This is a genomic window from Streptomyces sp. NPDC006487, from assembly GCF_042870555.1.
Taxonomy (GTDB): domain Bacteria; phylum Actinomycetota; class Actinomycetes; order Streptomycetales; family Streptomycetaceae; genus Streptomyces.
The window spans coordinates 1-19,472 of sequence record NZ_JBIAHN010000016.1; the positions used below are offsets into that span (position 1 = coordinate 1).

Sequence of the window (19,472 nt, forward strand, 5' to 3'; positions counted from 1 at the left end):
CTCGCCGTCCCGCTCCAGGCACAGACCCACCAGATCCTCCGGACCCACCCCCATGCCGCGCAGGAGGTGCGCCACCCGGTTCGCCCGCGCGTTCAGCTCGGCGTACGAAAGGCTCGAACCCCCGAACGACACCGCGGGCCCGTCGGGCGTCCGGGCCACCTGCTCCTCGAACACCTCGTGGACGCGGCGCACCACCGGTTCGGCGGTGTCGGTGGTCCGCTCGCCGAGGAGGCGTTCGCGCTCCCCGGCGGGCAGGTACGCCGCGCGGGCGTCGCCCTCCGGGTCGGCGGCCATCGCCTCCAGGACCGCCCGGTACATGCCCGCGAGGCGTTGGGCGTGGGCCTTGCCGAGCACCCGGGTGGTGGTGGAGAGCACGATGTCCCGGGTGGTGGCGTGGACCGAGAGGCCGAATTCGGTGGGGGTCTCGCTGATGCGGACGTCCGAGTCGACCTGCTCGCCGTCGATCTGGTGGAAGTCGACGAAGTTGAACAGGACGTCGATGAGCCGGCCGGCGCGCGCCGTGCGCTGGATGGCGGGCATCGGGTAGCGCCGGTGGTCCCAGACCTCCAGCTCCCGCTCGAAGACCTGGCGTACGAGCTCTCCCCAGGTGCGGGAGCGCCGGTCGTGGGCGAACGGCAGCGAGTTCAGGTGCATGCCGTAGACCTGCTCGGCGCCCGCCGTCTCGGGGCGGGCGTGGCACACCAGACCGGTGAAGAAGGCCGCTTCGCCGGTGAGCTGGCTCATCACCTTCAGGTGCGCGGCGTGCAGGACGCTCTTGAGGGAGACTCCCTTCGCCGCGGCGAGCGCGCCCAGCCCGTCCGCCAGGTCGGCGAACTCGATCCGGGCCCGGTGCGAGCCGGCCGGTGCGTCCCCGGCCTCGGCCCAGCCGGCCGGCAGCTCGAACTTGGCGTGCTCGGCGACGATGCCGGACCAGTAGGCGCGGTCCTCCTCGGACGCGAGGGATTCCAGCTCGCCCGCGATGAAGTCGGCGTAGCGCACCGGGAGCCGGTCGTCGTCGGGCCGGCCGCCGTCGCGGATGGTCCGGTAGGTCGCCAGCAGCTCCATCACCAGCGAGGCGTGGCTCCAGCCCTCCAGGATGACGTGGGATTCGGTGAGGCTCAGCCACCAGGCGCCGGATCCCTCGACGTGGGCGGCCACCCGCAGCAGTGGTGCCCGGTCCAGGTCGAAGAGGTCCTCGCGCTGTGCGGAGACGTAGCCGCGCAGCGCCTGCTCCAGGCCGGACCGGTCGAGGCCGGTCAGGTCGTGTACGGGGACGGGGACGTCGACCTCGCCGTGAACGACCTGCATCGGGACGCCGTAGCCGACGGCGTGCACGGAGGTGCGCAGGACGTCGTGCCGGGCGACCACGTGCCGGACCGCCGCGGCGAGCGCCAAGCCGTCGAACGGGGTTTCGTCCTTGATCCGGAACGAGGTGACGTTGTGGTAGTTGCTGCGGCCGCCGTCGTCGAGGAGCTCGACGACCATGCCGGCCTGGATCTGGGAGAGCGGGTAGGCGTCGTCGGCGCCCGGCGGCACCTTCGCCCGGTCCTCCTCCGTGATCAGCGCGAACGGCAGCACCGCCGCCTCCTCCTGGGTGGTGTCCTGCGCGGTGGCGTGCTCCGCCGTCCGCGCGACGGTCCGGTACTCGAAGACCTCGCGGACGCCGATGGCGAATCCGGCCGCCCGCAGCGCGCCGACCAGCGGGACGGCTCGGATCGAGTCGCCTCCGAGGTCGAAGAAGCTGTCGTGGACGCCGATCCGTTCGACGCCGAGGACCGTCTGCCAGATCTCGGCGATCCGCCGCTCGGTCTCGTCGCGCGGGGCGACGTAGGCGGTGTCGGAGGCCAGCGCGGCGTCACCGGGGGCGGGCAGGGCCCGCCGGTCGGTCTTGCCGTTGGCGTTGAGCGGGATGCGGTCCACGGGCACGAAGGCGGCGGGGACCATGTAGTCGGGCAGTGCGGCGGCCAGGTGGTCGCGCAGGTCGCTCAGGCCCGGGGCGGCTCCGTCGGCGGGCACGAAGTAGCCGACCAGCCGCTTCTCCCCCGGGGTGTCCTCGCGGACCAGGACCACCGCGTCGCGTACGCCGGGGTGGGTTCCGAGTGCGGCGGAGATCTCGCCGAGTTCGATGCGGAAGCCGCGGATCTTGACCTGGTCGTCGATCCGGCCGAGGAAGTCGAGGCTGCCGTCGGGGAGCCTGCGGGCCAGGTCGCCGGCCCGGTAGAGGCGGGCTCCCGGCTCTTCGCCGTAGGGGTCGGGGACGAACCGCTCCGCGGTCAGTGCGGGGCGCCCCAGATAGCCGCGGGCCACGCCCGGGCCGCCGACGTGGATCTCGCCCGGCACGCCGAGCGGCACCAGGTGGCCGTCGCGGTCCAGCAGGACGGTCCGCAGGTCGGCGAGGGGGCCGCCGACCGGGCTGCTCAGCGGGCGGGCCAGGTCCTCGGCCGTCAGGCGGTGGTGGGTGACGTGGACGGTGGTCTCGGTGATCCCGTACATGTTGACCAGCTCGGGGCCGTCGAGCCCCAGCCGGTCCGTCCACGGCGCGAGTTCGCCGACCTCCAGCTTCTCGCCGCCGAAGACGACGGTGCGCAGGGCGAGCCGGTCGGTGCGCGGGTCGCCGTCGCGGGCGGCGCCGACGAGCGAGCGGAACGCGGACGGGGTCTGGTTGAGGACGGTGACCTGCTCCTCGGCGAGGAGGCCGAGGAACTCGTCGGGGGAACGGGTGACGGACTGCGGGACGACGACCAGCCGGCCGCCGTACAGCAGGGCTCCCCACAGCTCCCAGACGGAGAAGTCGAAGGCGTAGGAGTGGAAGAGCGTCCACACGTCGCCGGGGCCGAAGTGGAAGGCGTCCTCGGTGACGGTGAACAGGCGCAGCACGTTGGCGTGGGTCAGGCAGACGCCCTTGGGCTTTCCGGTGGATCCGGAGGTGTAGATGACGTAGATCAGGTCCTGCGGGCCCGCGGCCGACCGCGGGTCGGAGTCCGGCTGCGCCGCCAGTTCCGCGGCGAGCGCGGGCGCGTCGAGGACGAGCAGTTCGCCCTCGTAGCGCCCTTCGAGTGCGCCGGCCGCCGCGCGTTCGGTGAGGACGACGGGGGCGGCGGCGTCCTCGGCGATGTAGGCGAGCCGGTCCGCCGGGTAGGACGGGTCGAGGGGGACGTAGGCGCCGCCGGCCTTGAGGACGCCGAGGAGCGCGGGCACGAGTTCCGTGCCGCGTTCCAGGCAGACGCCGACGAGGGTGCCGGGGCGGACGCCCCGGGCGCGCAGCAGGTGGGCCACCCGGTTGGCGCGGGCGTTGAGCTCCGCGTAGGTGAGGCGGGTGCCTTCGTAGGTGACGGCCGTCGCCGCGGGGGTGCGGCGGGCCTGCTCCTCGAAGGCGCCGTGGACGGTGCGGGCGGGGGCGGCCGCGGTGGCCGGGCGGGCGCCGGTCCAGTCGGCGAGCAGCAGCTCCCGCTCGCCGGCCGGGAGGTACGCGGCCCGGGCGTCGCCTTCGGCGTCGGCGGCCATCGCCTCGAGGACGGCCCGGTACATGGCGGCGAGCCGTTCGGCGTGGGGCCGGGACAAGACGGCGGTGTTCGTCTTCAGGTTGAGGTGTCCGGCGAGGGTGGTGACCGCCAGGGCGAACTCGATGCCGCCGGAGCCGACGCCGGACTCGACGTCCACCAGGTCGGTGTCGACCATCCGGAAGTCCTGGTAGTTGAAGACGACGTCGACGAGGCGCCGGCCGCCGGACTGCCGCTGCATGGCGGGCAGCGGGAACTGGCGGTGCGGCCAGAGCGCGACTTCCTGGGCGAAGACCTGCCGGACCAGTTCCCGCCAGGTGCGGGCCGTACGGTCGACGGCGAACGGCACGGTGTTGACGTACATGCCGTAGACGCGGTCGGCGCCCGCCGCCTCGGGGCGGGTGTCGCAGACCAGGCCGGTGAAGAAGGACTCCTCGACGGTGAGCTGGCTCATCACCTTCAGGTGGGCGGCGTGCAGCACCGCCTTGAGGGAGGCCTGCGCGGTGGCGGCCAGGTCCCGCAGCCGCGGTTCCAGGTCGAGCAGGGGCACCCGGATCCGGTAGGCCTCGGCCCGGGCGGGGCCCTCGCCGGTGGCGTCGGTCTCGCCCCAGCCCGCGGGGAGTTCGAACTTCTCGTGGTCCGAGGTGAGCCGCTGCCAGTGGTCGCGGTCCTCCGCCGAGTCCAGGGAGGCCAGCTCGGCGGCGATGAAGTCGGCGAAGCGGACGGACGGGGCGGGCTGCTCGTCGGTGTCCGGCCGGCCGTCCCTGATCTGCTCGTAGGTGCGGAGCAGTTCCATCATGAGCGCGTGGTAGCTCCAGCCCTCGGTGATGGCGTGGGACTCGGTGAGCGCGAGGTGCCAGGCCCGGTCGCTCTCGACGAGGGCCGCGACCCGCAGCAGCGGGGCCGTGGACAGGTCGAAGAGGTCGGCCTTCTCGGCATCGACGAAGCGGCGTACGGCCTCGTTCTGCGCCGGGGCGTCCAGGCCGCGCAGGTCGTGCACGGCGAACGGGGTCCGGGCCTCGGTGTGGACGAGCTGCAGGGGTGTGGAGAACCCGGTGAGCCGGAAGGAGGTGCGCAGCACGTCGTGCCGGGCGGTGACGAGGCGGGTCGCGGTGCGCAGTGCCTCGGCGTCGAAGGGGACTCCGTCGCGGATCCGGTTGACGCTGACGTTGTGGTACTTGGCTCCGGCGTGGTCGGCGAGCATCTCGACGGCCATGCCGATCTGTACCTGGGAGAGGGGGTAGCCGTCGTCGAGGCCGGCGGGCAGCAGCTCCCGGTCCGCTTCGGTGAGGAGGGCGAAGGGGGCGATGCCGGGCTTCGGTTCGGCGGGGGCGGGGCGGCCCGTGGCGATCTCGGCGACGGCCGCGACGGTGCGGCCCTCGAATATCTCGCGGACGCCTATGTCGAATCCGGCTTCGCGCAGGGCGCCGATCAGGGACACGACCCGGATCGAGTCGCCGCCCAGGTCGAAGAAGCCGTCGTGCACGCCGACCCGTTCGACTCCGAGGACCCGCTGCCACACCTCGGCGATGCGCTGCTCGGCGGTGGTGCGCGGGGCGGTGTAGGAGGCGGTGGCGGCGAGCGCGGAGCGGTCGGGGGCGGGCAGGGCCCGCCGGTCGGCCTTCCCGTTGGCGGTGAGCGGGATGGCGTCCAGGACGACGAAGGCGGCCGGGACCATGTGCGGGGGCAGGGCGGTGGCGAGGGCGGTGCGCAGGTCGGCCGGGGACGGTTCGTGGCCGTCGGCGGCGCGGACGTACGCGACGAGCTGCCGGTCGCCGGGGTTGTCCTCGCGTACGACGGCGACGGCGTCGCCGACCTCGGGGAGCCGGGCGAGGGCGTCCTCGATCTCGCCGAGCTCGATCCGGAATCCGCGCAGTTTGACCTGGTGGTCGACGCGGCCCAGGAAGTCGAGCTGTCCGTCGGGCAGGAGGCGCACCGAGTCGCCGGTGCGGTAGAGCCGGGCGCCGGGTTCGGCGGCGTGGGGGTCGGGCAGGAAGCGGTCGGCGGTCAGGTCGGGGCGGCCCAGGTAGCCGCGGGCGAGGCCTATGCCGGCGATGTACAGCTCGCCAGGTACGCCGGCCGGGACGGGTTGCAGGGCGGCGTCGAGAATGCGCAGGGCGGAGCCCTGCACGGGCCTGCCGATGGGCGGACGGACGGCGCCGGCCAGCGGGTCGCTCATCGAGGCGCACACGGTGGTCTCGGTCGGCCCGTAGGCGTTGACCATCCTGCGGCCGGGGGACCAGGCGGCGACCAGGTCCGGGGTGCAGGCCTCACCGGCGACCACCAGGGTGGCGGTGGCGGGCAGTCCGCCGTCCGCCGGCAGCACGCTCAGTACGGAGGGGACCAGCGTGAGGTGGGTGATGTCCTGCTCGAAGGCGAGCCGGGTGAGTTCTGGGCCCGGCCGGAGCCGGTCGGCGGGGGCGAGGACGAGCGTCGCTCCGGAGAGGACGGACTGGGCGAGGTCGGCGAAGGCCGCGTCGAAGCTGGCCGACGCGAACTGCAGGACCCGGTCTCCGGCGCCGATGCCGAACGCCTCGGCCTGCGCGGCCGCGAGGTTGGCGGTGCCGCGGTGGGTGACGACGACTCCCTTGGGGCGGCCCGTCGATCCCGAGGTGTAGATGACGTAGGCGGCGTGGTCGGGGGTGAGCCCGGTCGTAGGGGTGGTGGCGGGCAGGGCGGCCAGGGCGGCCGCGTCCCGGTCCAGGCAGACGGTGGCGGCTCCGTGCTCCGGCAGCCGCTCCAGCAGGTGCTCCTGGGTGACGAGGACGGGTGCGCCGGAGTCGGCGAGCATGTACGCGAGCCGGTCGGCGGGGTAGGCGGGGTCGAGGGGGACGTAGGCGCCTCCGGCCTTCATGATGCCGAGCAGGCCGACGATCAGGTCGGGGCCGCGTTCGGCGCTGATGGCGACGAGGGTCTCCGGGCCGACCCCGAGTCCGATGAGGCGGTGCGCCAGCCGGTTGGCCCGCGCGTCGAGTTCGGCGTAGCTGAGGACGGTGTCCTCGTGGGCGACGGCGGGCGCGTCCGGGGTGCGGGCGACGTGCGCGGCGAACTGCTCGGGCACGGTGCGCGGGGTGCCGGCCGGGGCGCTGCCGGTCAGTGGTGCCAGCAGGGCCAGCTCTTCGGCGGGGAGGGTGAGGGCCCGGGCGTCGCCGTCGACGCCGGCGGCCATCGCTTCGAGGACGGCCCGGTAGAGGCCGGCGAGGCGTTCGGCGTTGGTCTGGCTCAGGGCGTGCGTGTGGCTGCTGAGGCCGAGCCGGCCGCCGAGCACGGAGACGTGCAGGGCGAACTCGGTGGCCGCGTCGTGGACGGCGCCCGCCATGTCCACACGGTCGGTGTCGACCTGGTGGAAGTCGAGGTAGTTGAAGACCACGTCGATGAGGCGGTGGCCGTCCGCGAGGCGCTGGATCGCGGGCAGCGGGTAGCGGCGGTGCGGCCAGGTCGCGGCCTCGCGGGCGAAGACCTGCTGGGCCAGTTCGCGCCAGGTGCGGGCGGAGCGGCTGTCGTGCGGGTGGGGCAGGGTGTTGAGGTGCATGCCGTACACGCGGTCGGCGCCGAGGGCTTCGGGGCGGCCGTGCGAGACGACGCCGGTGTGGAACGCCGGCTCGTCGGTCAGCATGCTCATCACCTTCAGGTGCGCGGCATGCAGGACGCTCTTGTACGAGACGCGGGCGGCGGCCGCGAAGGCGCGCAGTCCGCGCTCCAGCGGGGCCAGGTCCACCCGGGCGCGGGAGGCGCGGCGGGGGGTCGCCGGGTCGTCGGCCCAGCCGGCGGGCAGGGTGAAGGGGACATGGGTGTCCAGGGTCCGCTGCCAGTGGGCGCGGTCCTCGGCGGAGTCGAGGGATTCCAGCTCGCCGGCGATGAAGTCGGCGTACCGGACGGGGACCGGCTCGGGCTCGGAGGCCGTACCGGTGTCCCGGAGCTGCCGGTAGCAGTCGAGGATCTCCATGAGGAGGGAGTGGTGGCTCCAGCCTTCGGTGACGACGTGCGGCTGGGTGAGGCCGAGGTACCAGGAGTCGTCGCCGTCGATGAGGGCGGCGACGCGCAGCAGCGGGGCCCGGTTCAGGTCGAAGAGCCGTGCGCCCTCCTCCGCGCGGAAGGTGCCCAGGGCGCAGGACCGCTCGTCCTCGCCCAGGAGGCGCAGGTCGTGGACGGTGACGGGGACTTCGGCGGTGGTGTGCACGAGCTGCATGGGCACCGCGTACGCGGCCAGCTCCACGGAGGTGCGCAGGATGTCGTGGCGGGCGGTCACGGTGCGGGCGGCGGCGCGGAGCGCCGGCTCGTCGAAGGCGGTGCCGTCGGGGTCCTGGATCCGGAAGAGGCTGACGTTGTGGTAGCGGTTGGCGCCGTCCTCGGCGAGCATCTCGACGACCATGCCGGTCTGGACGAGGGACAGCGGATAGGCGTCCTGGACCCCGGCGGGCAGCGCGGCCCGGTCGGAGGCGGTGATGAGCGCGAAGGGCTCCACACCGGTGAAGGCCGTGCTGTCGGGGGCGGGACGGCCGGTCAGCAGCTCGGCGAGGCGTGCCGCGGTGCGGTACTCGAAGACGTCCCGGACGCCGATGTCGAAGCCGGCGGCGCGCAGGGCGCCGACGAGGGCGACGGCGCGGATGGAGTGCCCGCCGATGTCGAAGAAGTCGTCGTGCACGGAGACGCGTTCGCGTTGCAGGACGGTGCGCCAGACCGAGACGATCCGCTCCTCGGTGTCGGTGCGGGGCGCGGTGTGGGTGTCCTGGCCGGCGTCGTCTCCGGGGGCGGGGAGGGCGCGTCGGTCGACCTTGCCGTTGGCGTTGAGGGGCATGGCTTCCAGGGCCACGTAGGCGGTGGGGACCATGTAGTCGGGCAGGCGGAGCGCTGCGAACTTCGCCAGGTCGGCGTCGGTGATGCCCGTGTCCTGGGGGACGTAGTGGGCGAGGAGCTGCTTCTCGCCTTCGGCGGGCTCGTGGACGCTGACGAACACCTCCCGGACCGCCGGGTGCTCGGCCAGCACGGCCTGGACCTCGCCGAGTTCGACGCGGTAGCCGCGGATCTTGACCTGGTCGTCGATCCGGCCCAGGAACTCCACGTCCCCGCCCGGGCCGCGGCGGACCAGGTCACCGGTCCGGTAGAAGCGCGCACCCGCACGCCCCGCGAGGGGATCCGGGAGGAAACGCTCCGCGGTCAGGTCGGCCCGGCCGGCGTAGCCGCGGGCCACACCGGTGCCGCCCACGTACAGCTCGCCGGGGACACCCACCGGGACCGGCTGGAGCCGGGCGTCCAGTACGTACATCGTCATGTTCGGGAGGGGAAGGCCGATCGGGACGACCTCGGAGGGCTGCTCGCCCTCGACGGGGAAGACGCAGGAGCCCACTGAGGCCTCGGTCGGACCGTACTCGTTGATCAGCCCGCCCGGGCCCAGCAGCTCCAGCCACCGGTTCGCCAGCCGGCCGGGCAGCGCCTCGCCGGCGACCACGATGACTCCGGCCAGTGCGGCCGCGGTCTCGTCGTCGAGCTGGTGCCCCAGCATTTCCAGGTGGCCGGGGGTGAGCTTGATGAAGCTGTACGGAGCTTCGGCCGCGAGGTGCCGGCCCAGGTCGGCCAGGTCCACCTCCGCCGAAACGGTGTGCACCGACTGCCCCGCCACCAGCGGAGCCCACAGATTCGGCACGACCAGGTCGAAAGCCACCGAGGAGAACAGCGGCGCACCACCCGAACCCCGCGAAACCAACTCACGCGCCGCCCAACCCACATGGTTGACCAGACCGCGATGAGTGACCTCCACGCCCTTCGGCGTACCCGTCGAACCCGAAGTGAAGATCACGTACGCCAGCCGGTCCAGGTCCTCGACCCGGGCGGGCGCCGTGTCCGGATGGCCCTCCAGATCCGGGAGCTCACCCTCCAGCACCACACGGGCACCCGAGGTCTCCACGATCGCGGCAAGACGCTCAGCCGGATACGACGGGTCCACCGGCACATACGTGCCACCCGCCTTCCACACACCCAGCAGGGCCGCGACCAGATCCGGACCACGGTCCAGAACCACCGCCACCCTGGACTCGGCCCCCACACCCTCGGCACGCAAGTAGTGCCCCACACGGTTCGCGCGGGCATCGAGCTCCGCGTAGGAGACACTCCCCCACCCACCACGGACGGCGACCGCATCCGGGGATTCCACGACGCGGGCCTCGAACAGCTCCAGCACCGAAGCCGACTCCGCCTCGACCGCCGAGTCGTTCCACTCCACCAGCTCGCGAGCCAGCTCCTCCACCGACAAATGCGCTTCCAGGGCCGACCCCTCCGGGTCCCCCGCCATCGCCTCCAGTACAGAGCGCAGCAGCGCCGCCAGCCGGTCGGTGGCGGTCGTGCTCAGGGCGCGCGGGCTCGCGGTCAGCACGAGGTGGCCGATACGGGCCGACACGCCGAGCGGGAACTCGGTGGGGCTGTCGTCGATGCTGGCGAGGTAGTCGACACGGTCCCGGTCGACCTGGTCGAAGTCGTGGTAGCTGAACCGCATGTCGATCAGCCGCTCGCCGTCGCTCAGCTCGCGCTGGATGACGGGCATGGGGTAGCCGCGGTGGGGCCAGAGCTCGATCTCGCGGGCGTAGACCTGCTCGACGAGCTCCCGCCAGGTGCGGGCCGTGCGGTCGAAGGCGAAGGGGAGGGTGTTGAGGTGCATGCCGTAGACCCGGTCAGCGCCCAGCACCTCGGGGCGGGCGTTGCAGACGAGCCCCGAGAAGAAGCGTTCCTCCTCGGTGATCAGGCTGAGTGTCTTGAGGTGCGCGGCGTGCAGCACGCTCTTGAGCGACGCGCCGGCCTTGGCTGCGAGTGCGCGCAGCCGGTCCTCCAGGTCGTGGAAGGGCACGGGGACGCGGTACGGCCGGCCGTCGTCCGCGGGGTCGCCGGCCCAGGCGGCGGGGACCGCGAGGCGGGCGTGGTTCTCGACGATGCCCTGCCAGTAGCCGCGGGACTCCTCGGAGGCGAGGGTGTCGAGCTCGGCGGCGACGAAGTCCGCGAAGCGCACGGTGGTCGGCTCCGCGGTCTCCGCGGCCGGCTCGCCCTCGCGGATGCGCCGGTACTCGCCCAGCACCTCCATCAGGAAGGAGTGGTGGCTCCAGCCGTCGAGGATGGCGTGGCATTCGGTGTTGGTGAGCCACCAGCTGCCGTCGGCCGCGGTGTGGGCGTGCAGCCGCAGCAGCGGAGCCTTCGACAGGTCGAGGGGTTCGGCCCGCTCGGCGACCGTGAACTCCCGCAGCGAGGCGAGGAGCTCCTCCTCCGCCAGGTGGCGCAGGTCGCGGACGGCGACCGGGAGGTCGGCCGTCTCGTGTACGAGCTGCATCGGCACGGAGTAGCCGGAGAGGTCCACGGATGTCCGCAGCACGTCGTGGCGGGCGGTGACCAGGTCCGCTGCCGCGCGCAGAGCCTCCTCGTCGAAGGGGCGGTCGTCGCGGATCCGGAAGGAGGTGACGTTGTGGTACGGGTGGCGGCCGTCGTCGGTCAGCATCTCGACGACCATGCCGAGCTGGACCTGGGACAGCGGGTAGGCATCCGTGAGCCCGGCCGGCAGCCTGCCGCGGTCCTCGTCCGTGAGCAGCGCGAACGGCTCCACGGCCGTGTGCGCGGTGGCCGGCGCCGGGCGCCCGGTGGCCAGTTCGGCGAGGCGGGCGACGGTCCGGTACTCGAAGACGTCGCGGACGGCCACGTCGTATCCGGCCTCGCGGAGACGTCCGACGAGGTTGACCGCGCGGATGGAGTGGCCGCCGAGGTCGAAGAAGCCGTCCTCGACGCTGACCCGGTCCAGGCCCAGGACGTCCTGCCAGACGGCGGCGATCCGCTCCTCGACGACCGTGCGGGGGGCAACGTAGCGGGAGGAGCCGACGGCGTCGCCGCCCGGGGCCGGGAGGGCACGCTTGTCGAGCTTGCCGTTGGTGGTCAGCGGCAGGGCCTCGAGCGGGACGAAGGCGGCCGGGACCATGTATTCGGGGAGTGCGGCGGCCAGCAGGGATCGCAGTTCGGCGGGAGCCGGTCTGCTCTCCGCGTCCGAGGTCACGTAGGCGACGAGCCGCGCGTCGCCCGGCTCGTCCTCGCGGACCACGACGACGGCGTCACGGACCGCCGGGTGCCCGGCCAGGATGTTCTCGATCTCGCCGAGTTCGATGCGGAACCCGCGGATCTTGACCTGGTCGTCGATCCGGCCCAGGAACTCCAGCTGCCCATCGGGCAGACGGCGGGCCAAGTCGCCCGAGCGGTAGAGGCGCGCCCCGGCCGGACCGAACGGGTCGGGGACGAAGCGGGCGGCCGTCAGCTCGGGCCGGCCCAGATAGCCGCGGGCCACCCCGGGGCCTCCGACATGGATCTCACCGGGCACCCCGACCGGCACCAGCCGGCCGTGGGCGTCGAGCAGCTGCACCGTCAGGTCGGCGAGGGGATGGCCGACGGGGTTGCCCGCCTGCGGGTCGAGATCGGCCTCGGCGAGCCTGCGGTAGGTGGTGTGGACGGTGGTCTCGGTGATCCCGTACATGTTGACGAGAGCGACCCGGTCCAGTCCGATCCGGTCGGTCCACGGCTTCAGCTCCGCGACCTCCAGCTTCTCCCCCGCGAAGACGACGGCACGCAGCGCGAGCCGGTCCACGCGCGGGTCGCCGTCGCGGGCGGCGCCCACCAGGGCGCGGAACGCGGACGGCGTCTGGTTCAGGACGGTGACGCCCTCCTCGACCAGGAGGTCGAGGAACTCCTCGGGAGAGCGGGTGACCGCGTACGGAACGACGACCAGCCGGCCGCCGTGCAGCAGCGCCCCCCACATCTCCCACACGGAGACGTCGAAGGCGTAGGAGTGGAACAGCGGCCAGACGTCGGTCTCGGCGAAGGCGTAGTGCTCCCGGCCGCGCCGCATCAGCCGCACGACGTTCTCGTGTGTGAGCGCGACGCCCTTGGGGCGGCCCGTGGAGCCGGAGGTGTAGATCGTGTAGATCAGGTTCTCGGGGGTGCCCGAGACGTCCGGGTCGGTGTCCGGCTGCGCGGCGAGCACCTCGCCCGCCCGGTCCAGCAGCACCCGCTCGCCGTCGAAGCGGCCTTCCAGAACCGGGGCCAGCGCGGAGGTGGTCAGGACGACTTTCGCCTTCGCGTCGCTCACGATGTAGGCGAGCCGGTCCGCCGGATTCGCCGGGTCGAGCGGCAGGTAGGCCGCTCCGGCCTTCAGCACGCCCAGCAGCGCCGGCAGCAGTTCGCCGTCCCGCTCCAGGCACAGACCCACCAGGTCCTCCGGACCCACGCCCATGCTCACCAGCAGGTGGGACACGCGGTTCGCCCGCGCGTTCAGCTCGGCGTACGTCAGATCGGTGCCGGCGCAGGACACCGCGACCGCGTCGGGGGTCCGGGCCACCTGCTCCTCGAACACCTCGTGGACGCGACGGACCGCCGGGTCCACCACTGCGGGACCACCCGCGAGCAGCACCCGCTCGTCCGCGCCCAGCATCTCCAGACCCGACACGCGGGTCACCGGAGACGCCACCGCCGACTCCAGCAGCCGGACCAGGTGACCGGCCATACGCTCCACGGTCTCGCGGTCGAACAACGCCGTCGCGAATTCCAGATGGCCGCCGAGCGAGCCGTCGGGCGCTTCCCGCAGCTGGAGGTCGAGGTCGAACTTCGCGCTGCGGTTGGTGCCGTGGTACGGCTCGGCCGTCACTCCGGCCAGTTCGAAGGCGCTGGTCCGCTCGCCGTGCATGGTGAACGCGACCTGGAACAGCGGGGTGCGCGACAGGTCCCGCTCGGGCTGCAGCTCGTCGACGAGCTGCGCGAAGGGCACGGCCTGGTGGTCGAAGGCGTCGAGCACGGTGGCGCGGGTCGCGGACAGCAGGTCCTCGAAGGCCGGGTCGCCGTCGAGGCGGCCGCGCAGGACGAGGCTGTTGATGCCGTAGCCGATGAGGCCCTGGAGGTCGGGGTGGCTGCGGCCGGAGCTGATCGTGCCGACCGCGATGTCCGTACGGCCGCTGTAGCGGGCGAGCAGGCTCTGGAACGCGGCGAGCACCACCATGAACGGGGTGGCCTCGTGGTGTGCGGCGAGCGACCGGATGCGGGTGGCGAGGTCCGTCGGCAGGGCGAAGGCCACCGAGTCGCCGGAGGCGTCGCGCACGGCGGGGCGCGGCCGGTCGGTGGGCAGTTCGAGGGGTTCCAGGCCGGCCAGCTGCTGCTTCCAGTGGCCGATCTGGTTACCGAGCGCGCCGCCGTTCAGCTCGGCGCGCTGCCAGGCCGCGTAGTCGGCGTACTGGACGGGCAGCGGGGCGAGCGGCTGCGTGCTGCCGCCTTCGGCGAACGTCCGGTACAGGACGGACAGTTCCTGTCCGAAGACGCTGGTGGACCAGGCGTCGCAGGCAATGTGGTGGAAGACGACGGCGAGGACGTGGTCGTCGGCGGTGTGGCGCAGCAGCCGGCCGCGTACGGGCCATTCGGCGGCCAGGTCGAAGGGGCGCGACATGTCGTGCTCGACGGCGGCGCGGATGCTGCTCTCGTCGGGTGTCTCGGTGACCGTCAGCGGTGCGGGGCGGGGGGCGTCGATGATCTGGGCCGGCTCGTCGCCGACGAGCGCGTACCGGGTGCGCAGGACCTCGTGCCGGTCGAGCAGGGCCTGCCAGGCGCGGCCCAGGGCGTCGGTGTCGAGGGGGCCGCGCAGGCGCAGGACGAGCGGTACGAGGTACTCGATGCCCTCGGGCTCCAGCCGGTTCAGGAACCACATCTGCTGCTGCCCGTACGACAGCGGCAGCGCGGAATCGCGGTCGGCACGCGGGATGGAGTTCCGGCGGGCGGCGCCGCGGCGGCCGGCGAGGCGGCGGCGCAGCAGCTCCTCGCGCAGGGTGTCCGCGCCGCTGTCGGCGCCGGTGTCGGCGCCCGGAACGATCTGGCCTGTGTCACCGGTCGTCGTCATGCTTCGAGCTCCTTCACCAGCAGTTCGTCATTCACCAGTTCCGAGTCGGTGAGCGCGGCGATCTCCGCCCTGATGCGCTCCTCGACGGTGGCCGCCAGCCGGGCGACCGTGGGGCCCTCGAACACCGTCCGCACCGCGAAGTCGATCTCGAACTCCTCCTGGATGCGGGAGATGAGCCGGATCGCGAGGATCGAGTTGCCGCCGATGTGGAAGAAGTTGTCGTGCGCGCCGACCTGGGCGCCCAGCAGATCCGTCCAGATCTCGGCGATGCGTTCCTCGACCGGTCCGCTCGGCGGTACGTGCCGGTCGGTGTCCTGGCCGGCGTCGGCTCCGGGGACGGGGAGGGCGCGTCGGTCGACCTTGCCGTTGGCGTTGAGCGGCATGGCCTCCAGCGCCACGTAGGCGGTGGGGACCATGTAGTCGGGCAGGCGGAGCGCGGCGTGCTGGGCGAGGTCGGCGTCCGTGACCTCGACCCCGCTGTTCTCCGCCACGTAGTGGGCGACGAGCTGCTTCTCGCCTTCGGCGGGCTCGTGGACGCTGACGAACACCTCGCGAACGGCGGGGTGCTCGGCCAGCACGGCCTGGATCTCACCCGGCTCGACGCGGTAGCCGCGGATCTTGACCTGGTCGTCGACCCGGCCCAGGAACTCCACGTCCCCGCCCGGACCGCGGCGGACCAGGTCACCGGTCCGGTAGAAACGCGCACCCGCACGCCCCGCGAAGGGGTCCGGCAGGAAACGCTCCGCCGTCAGGTCCGCACGCCCCGCATACCCGCGGGCCACGCCCGTGCCGCCCACGTACAGCTCGCCGGGCACACCCACCGGGACCGGCTGCAACCACCCGTCCAGTACGTACATCGTCATGTTCGGCAGCGGGCGCCCGATCGGCAGGACCTCCGCCGACGAATCCTCCGGCACCTCGAACACCGAGGTACCCACCGACGCCTCCGTCGGCCCGTACTCATTGATCAGACGCGTCCCCGGAGCCAGCGCACGCCACCGCTCCAGCGTCCCCCGCGAGAACGGCTCGCCCGCCACCACCAGCACCGGAGCCAAAGCCCCCGCCTCAGCCCCACCCAACTGCAACGACAACACGTCCAGATGGCCGGGGGTGAGTTTGACGAAGCTGAAGGGCTCGGCCGCCGCGAGGTGCTTGCCGAGGTCCGCGAGGTCCGTGTCCTGGGGCAGCAGGAACAGGCGCTGGCCGGTGACGAGCGGCACCCACAGGTTCGGTACGACGAGGTCGAAGGCGATCGAGGAGAACAGCGGGGCTCCGCCGTTGTCGGTCGGCGCCAGCTCCCGCGCGGCCCACGCCACGTGGTTGACCAGACCGCGGTGGGTGACCTCGACGCCCTTGGGCGTACCCGTCGAACCCGAGGTGAAGATGACGTACGCCAGCCGGTCCAGGTCCTCGACCCGGGCGGGCGGGGTCGAGGGCCGGGCCGCGATGGCGGCCGCGTCCGCGTCCGTGTCGACCAGGACCGCTCCGTCGCCGGCGTGCCCGGCGTAGGCGGTGCTGGTGACGATGGTCCGGGCGTCGGCGGTCGCCCGGATCGCGGCGAGCCGGTCGGGCGGGCAGGTGGGGTCGACCGGGACGTAGGCGGCGCCGGCCTTCCACACGGCCAGCAGGGTGACGATCAGGTCGGGGCTCCGGTCGAGGAGCACGGCGACCCGGGATTCGGTGCGGACGCCGCGGGAGCGCAGCTCGTGGGCGAGCCGGTTGGCGCGGGCGTCGAGTTCGGCGTAGCGGACGGTCTCGGAACCGTGGGCGACGACGGGGGCGTCGGGGTCCGCGGTGGCCCATGCCTCGAAGAGGCCGAGGACGCTCTCCGACTCGGCGGCGATGCCGGTGTCGTTCCAGCCGGCGAGCAGCTGGTGCCGCTCCTGGCCGTCGAGCAGCTCGAACGCGGCCAGCGGCAGGTCCGGGCGGGCGGCGGCCTCGCGGAGCAGCGCCACGAAGTGCCGGGCCATCCGCTCCGCGGTGGTGTGGTCGAAGAGGGAGGTGGCGTACTCCAGGACGCCGTCCAGGGCCCCGTCCTCGGTGTGCCGCATGAACAGCGACAGGTCCGTCTTGGCGACCTGCCAGGCGGCGGTGAAGGCCGCCATGTCGGTGTCCTCGGTGGCGACGCTGGTGACGCCCTCGCTGTGCAGGTCGAAGGCGACCTGGTAGAGGGGCGTGCGCGAGAGGTCCCGCTCGGGCTGGAGCTCGTCGACGAGCCGCTCGAAGGGGAGTTCCTGGTGGGCGAAGGCGGACTGGGCGGTCGCCCGGACCCGGTCCAGGGCCTCGGCGAAGTTCAGGCCGGGCTCCAGCCGGCAGCGGACGACCAGCGAGTTCAGGAAGAAGCCGACGGTGCCCTCGGTCTCGGGGTTGCCGCGTCCGGCCACCGGGGTGCCGACCGGAACGTCCCACTGGCCGCTGTAGCGGGCGACGAGCGCGGCGTAGGCGGTGAGCAGGGTCATGAAGGGTGTGGCGCCGTGCGCGCGGCCCAGCTCGGTGAGGCGGGCGGCCAGTTCGGGGGCCACCTGGAAGGGGACGACGGCGCCGCGCGGGTCGCGTTCGCCCGGGCGCGGCCGGTCGGTGGGCAGGTCGAGGGGGGCGATGCCGTCGAGGGCGCCGCGCCAGTGGTCGAGCTCCCGCGCGATGAACTCCTCGGTGTGCCGGGCCTGCTGCCAGGAGCCGTAGTCGGCGTACTGGACGGCCGGGTCGGTGAGGCGGGGTGCGCGTCCCTCTTCGTGGGCCGCGCACAGCTCGCGCAGTTCGCGCTCCAGGATGACGGTGGACCAGCCGTCGACGGTGATGTGGTGGAGCGTCAGCAGGAGGACGTGGTCCTCCCCCGGGGTCCGGGCGAGCAGGGCCCGCCACAGCGGGCCGCGCGCCAGGTCGAAGCCGCGCCGGAACTGCTCGCCGAACAGGGCGCCGAGGCCGTCCCGGTCGCGGTCGGCGATGTCCTCGACGCGCAGTTCGACGCGGTCGGCGCCCGGCTCGCCGATGACCTGGTACGGCTCGCCGCCCCGGTCCGGGTAGCGGGTGCGCAGCGCCTCGTGGCGGGCGGCGAGGGTGTCGAGGGCGTGCCGCACGGTGTCGGTGGCGGTGGTGGTGGGCAGCCGCAGGAACAGCGGCGCCACCCACTCGGGGCTGCCGGGGTGCATGCGGTCGAGGAACCAGAGGCGGCTCTGCCCGGAGGAGAGCGGCAGGGCGCCGTCGCGGGGCACGGGCACCAGCGGCGGCTCGTCGGCGGGGGCCGCGCCGCCGAGCAGGCGGGCCTGCGCCTCGACGGTCGTACCGGTGAGCAGTCCGCGCAGCGAGATGTGCTCGCCGGAGGCGGCACGCAGCCTGGAGGCGAGCCGGGTCAGCTGGAGGGAGGTGCCGCCGAGGGCGAAGAAGTCGTCGTGGGCGCCGACCCGGTCGAGGCCGAGGAGACCGGCCCAGGCGTCGGCGACGAGCTGTTCCGCCGGGGTGCGGGGGGCGGTGAAGGCGGGCTGTTCGGCCGCGGCGATCTCGCCGGGGGTGGGCAGCAGGGCGCGGTCGACCTTGCCGTTGGCGGTGAGCGGGAAGGCGTCGAGGGTGTGGAAGAAGGAGGGGACGTGGCTGTCGGGCAGCCGGTCGCGCAGGAAGGTGCGCAGGGCGTCCGCGGTGAGTTCGGCGGTGGTGGCGAGGTGGGCGGCGAGCCGCTTGCTGCCGCCCTCGGCCTCGTAGGGCAGGACGACGGCGCCGGTCACCTGGGGGTGGGCGGCGAGGGCGGCCTCGATCTCGGCGGGCTCGATCCGTACGCCGTTCACCTTGACCTGGTGGTCGATGCGGCCGACGTAGTCGAGGGTGCGGTCGGCCCGCCAGCGGACCAGGTCGCCGGTGCGGTAGAGGCGGGAGCCGGGCTCGGCGGCGTAGGGGTCGGGGACGAACCGCTCGGCGGTCAGGTCGGGGCGGCCGAGGTAGCCGCGGGCCACGCCGATGCCGCCCGCGTAGAGCTCGCCGGTGGTGCCGATCGGGACGGGGTCGCCGTTGGGGTCGAGGACCAGGACCCGCGTGTGGGGAAGGGGGCGGCCGATGGGGATCGGCCCGCCGGCCGTGGCCGGGTCCACCGGCTGGGCGGTGATGTCGATGGAGCACTCGGTGGGGCCGTAGGTGTTCCAGACCCGGGCGGCGGAGCCGGCCCGCTCGCGCAGTCGGGCCACGAGCTCGCCGTGCAGGGGCTCGCCCGCGGAGAAGACCAGCCGCAGCGCTTCGCAGCCGCTCCAGTCGCTCTCCTCGACCAGGGCCCGCAGTACGGACGGTACGACCTGGAGGACGGTGGCCCGGCTGTCGGCCACGGAGCGCAGCAGCGCGGCCGGGTCGCGTTCGGCGCCGCTCGGGGCGAGGACCACGGTGCCGCCGCTGACGAGGGGCGCGAAGACCTCCCAGCCCGCGGCGTCGAAGCCGATGGAGGTCTTCTGCAGGACGCGGTCCGCGGCGCCGAGGTGGTGCGTGCGGACCGTCCACATCACGCGGTTGGCGATGCCGGCGTGGGTGACGACCACGGCCTTGGGGGTGCCGGTGGAGCCGGAGGTGAAGACCGTGTAGGCCGCGTTGTCCGGTCCTGTGCCGGGCTCGGGCGCGGTCTCGGGGAGCTCTGCGGACACGTCCTCGAGGCCGGTGCGGCGGGCCCCGGCGTCGCGGACGGCCCCTTCGAGGGCGGGGCCCGCGAACACGGTCCGGACGCCCGCCCGGCGGACCAGGCCGGTCAGCCGCGCGGGCGGCTGACCGGGGTCCAGCGGCAGGTACGCCGCTCCGGCCTTCCACACCCCGAGCAGGGCCACGACCAGGTCGGTGCCGCGCTCGAGGGCCACGCCGACCACGGACTCCGGGCCGGCGCCCAGGCCGCGCAGGTGGTGGGCCGTGCGGTTGGCCGCCCGGTCCAGTTCCTCGTACGTCAGCGTGCGGCCGCCGTCGGCCTCGGCGACGGCGACGGCCCGCGGGGTACGGAGGGCCTGCGCGGCGAAGGCTTCGTGCAGCAGCTCGGTGGCTCCGGCCGCCGACGGCCGGGGACGGATGTCGGGGGCGTCACCCGACCGGTGTTCGGCGGTCACGAGATCTCCTTT

2 protein-coding genes are annotated in these 19,472 nt (G+C 73.5%); both read right to left on the reverse strand.

Features of this window, described 5'->3' with window-relative positions:
- Positions 1–14,397 (reverse strand): amino acid adenylation domain-containing protein (locus ACFYM0_RS27160; protein ID WP_388505866.1); only part of this gene is annotated, 14,397 nt, incomplete at its 3' end.
- Positions 14,394–19,460: an amino acid adenylation domain-containing protein gene (locus tag ACFYM0_RS27165; RefSeq protein WP_388505868.1), complete on the reverse strand. Its 5,067-nt coding sequence runs from the start codon at positions 19,458–19,460 to the stop codon at positions 14,394–14,396. The genes ACFYM0_RS27165 and ACFYM0_RS27160, both read right to left, overlap by 4 nt.
- Positions 19,461–19,472: the final 12 nt, after the last annotated feature.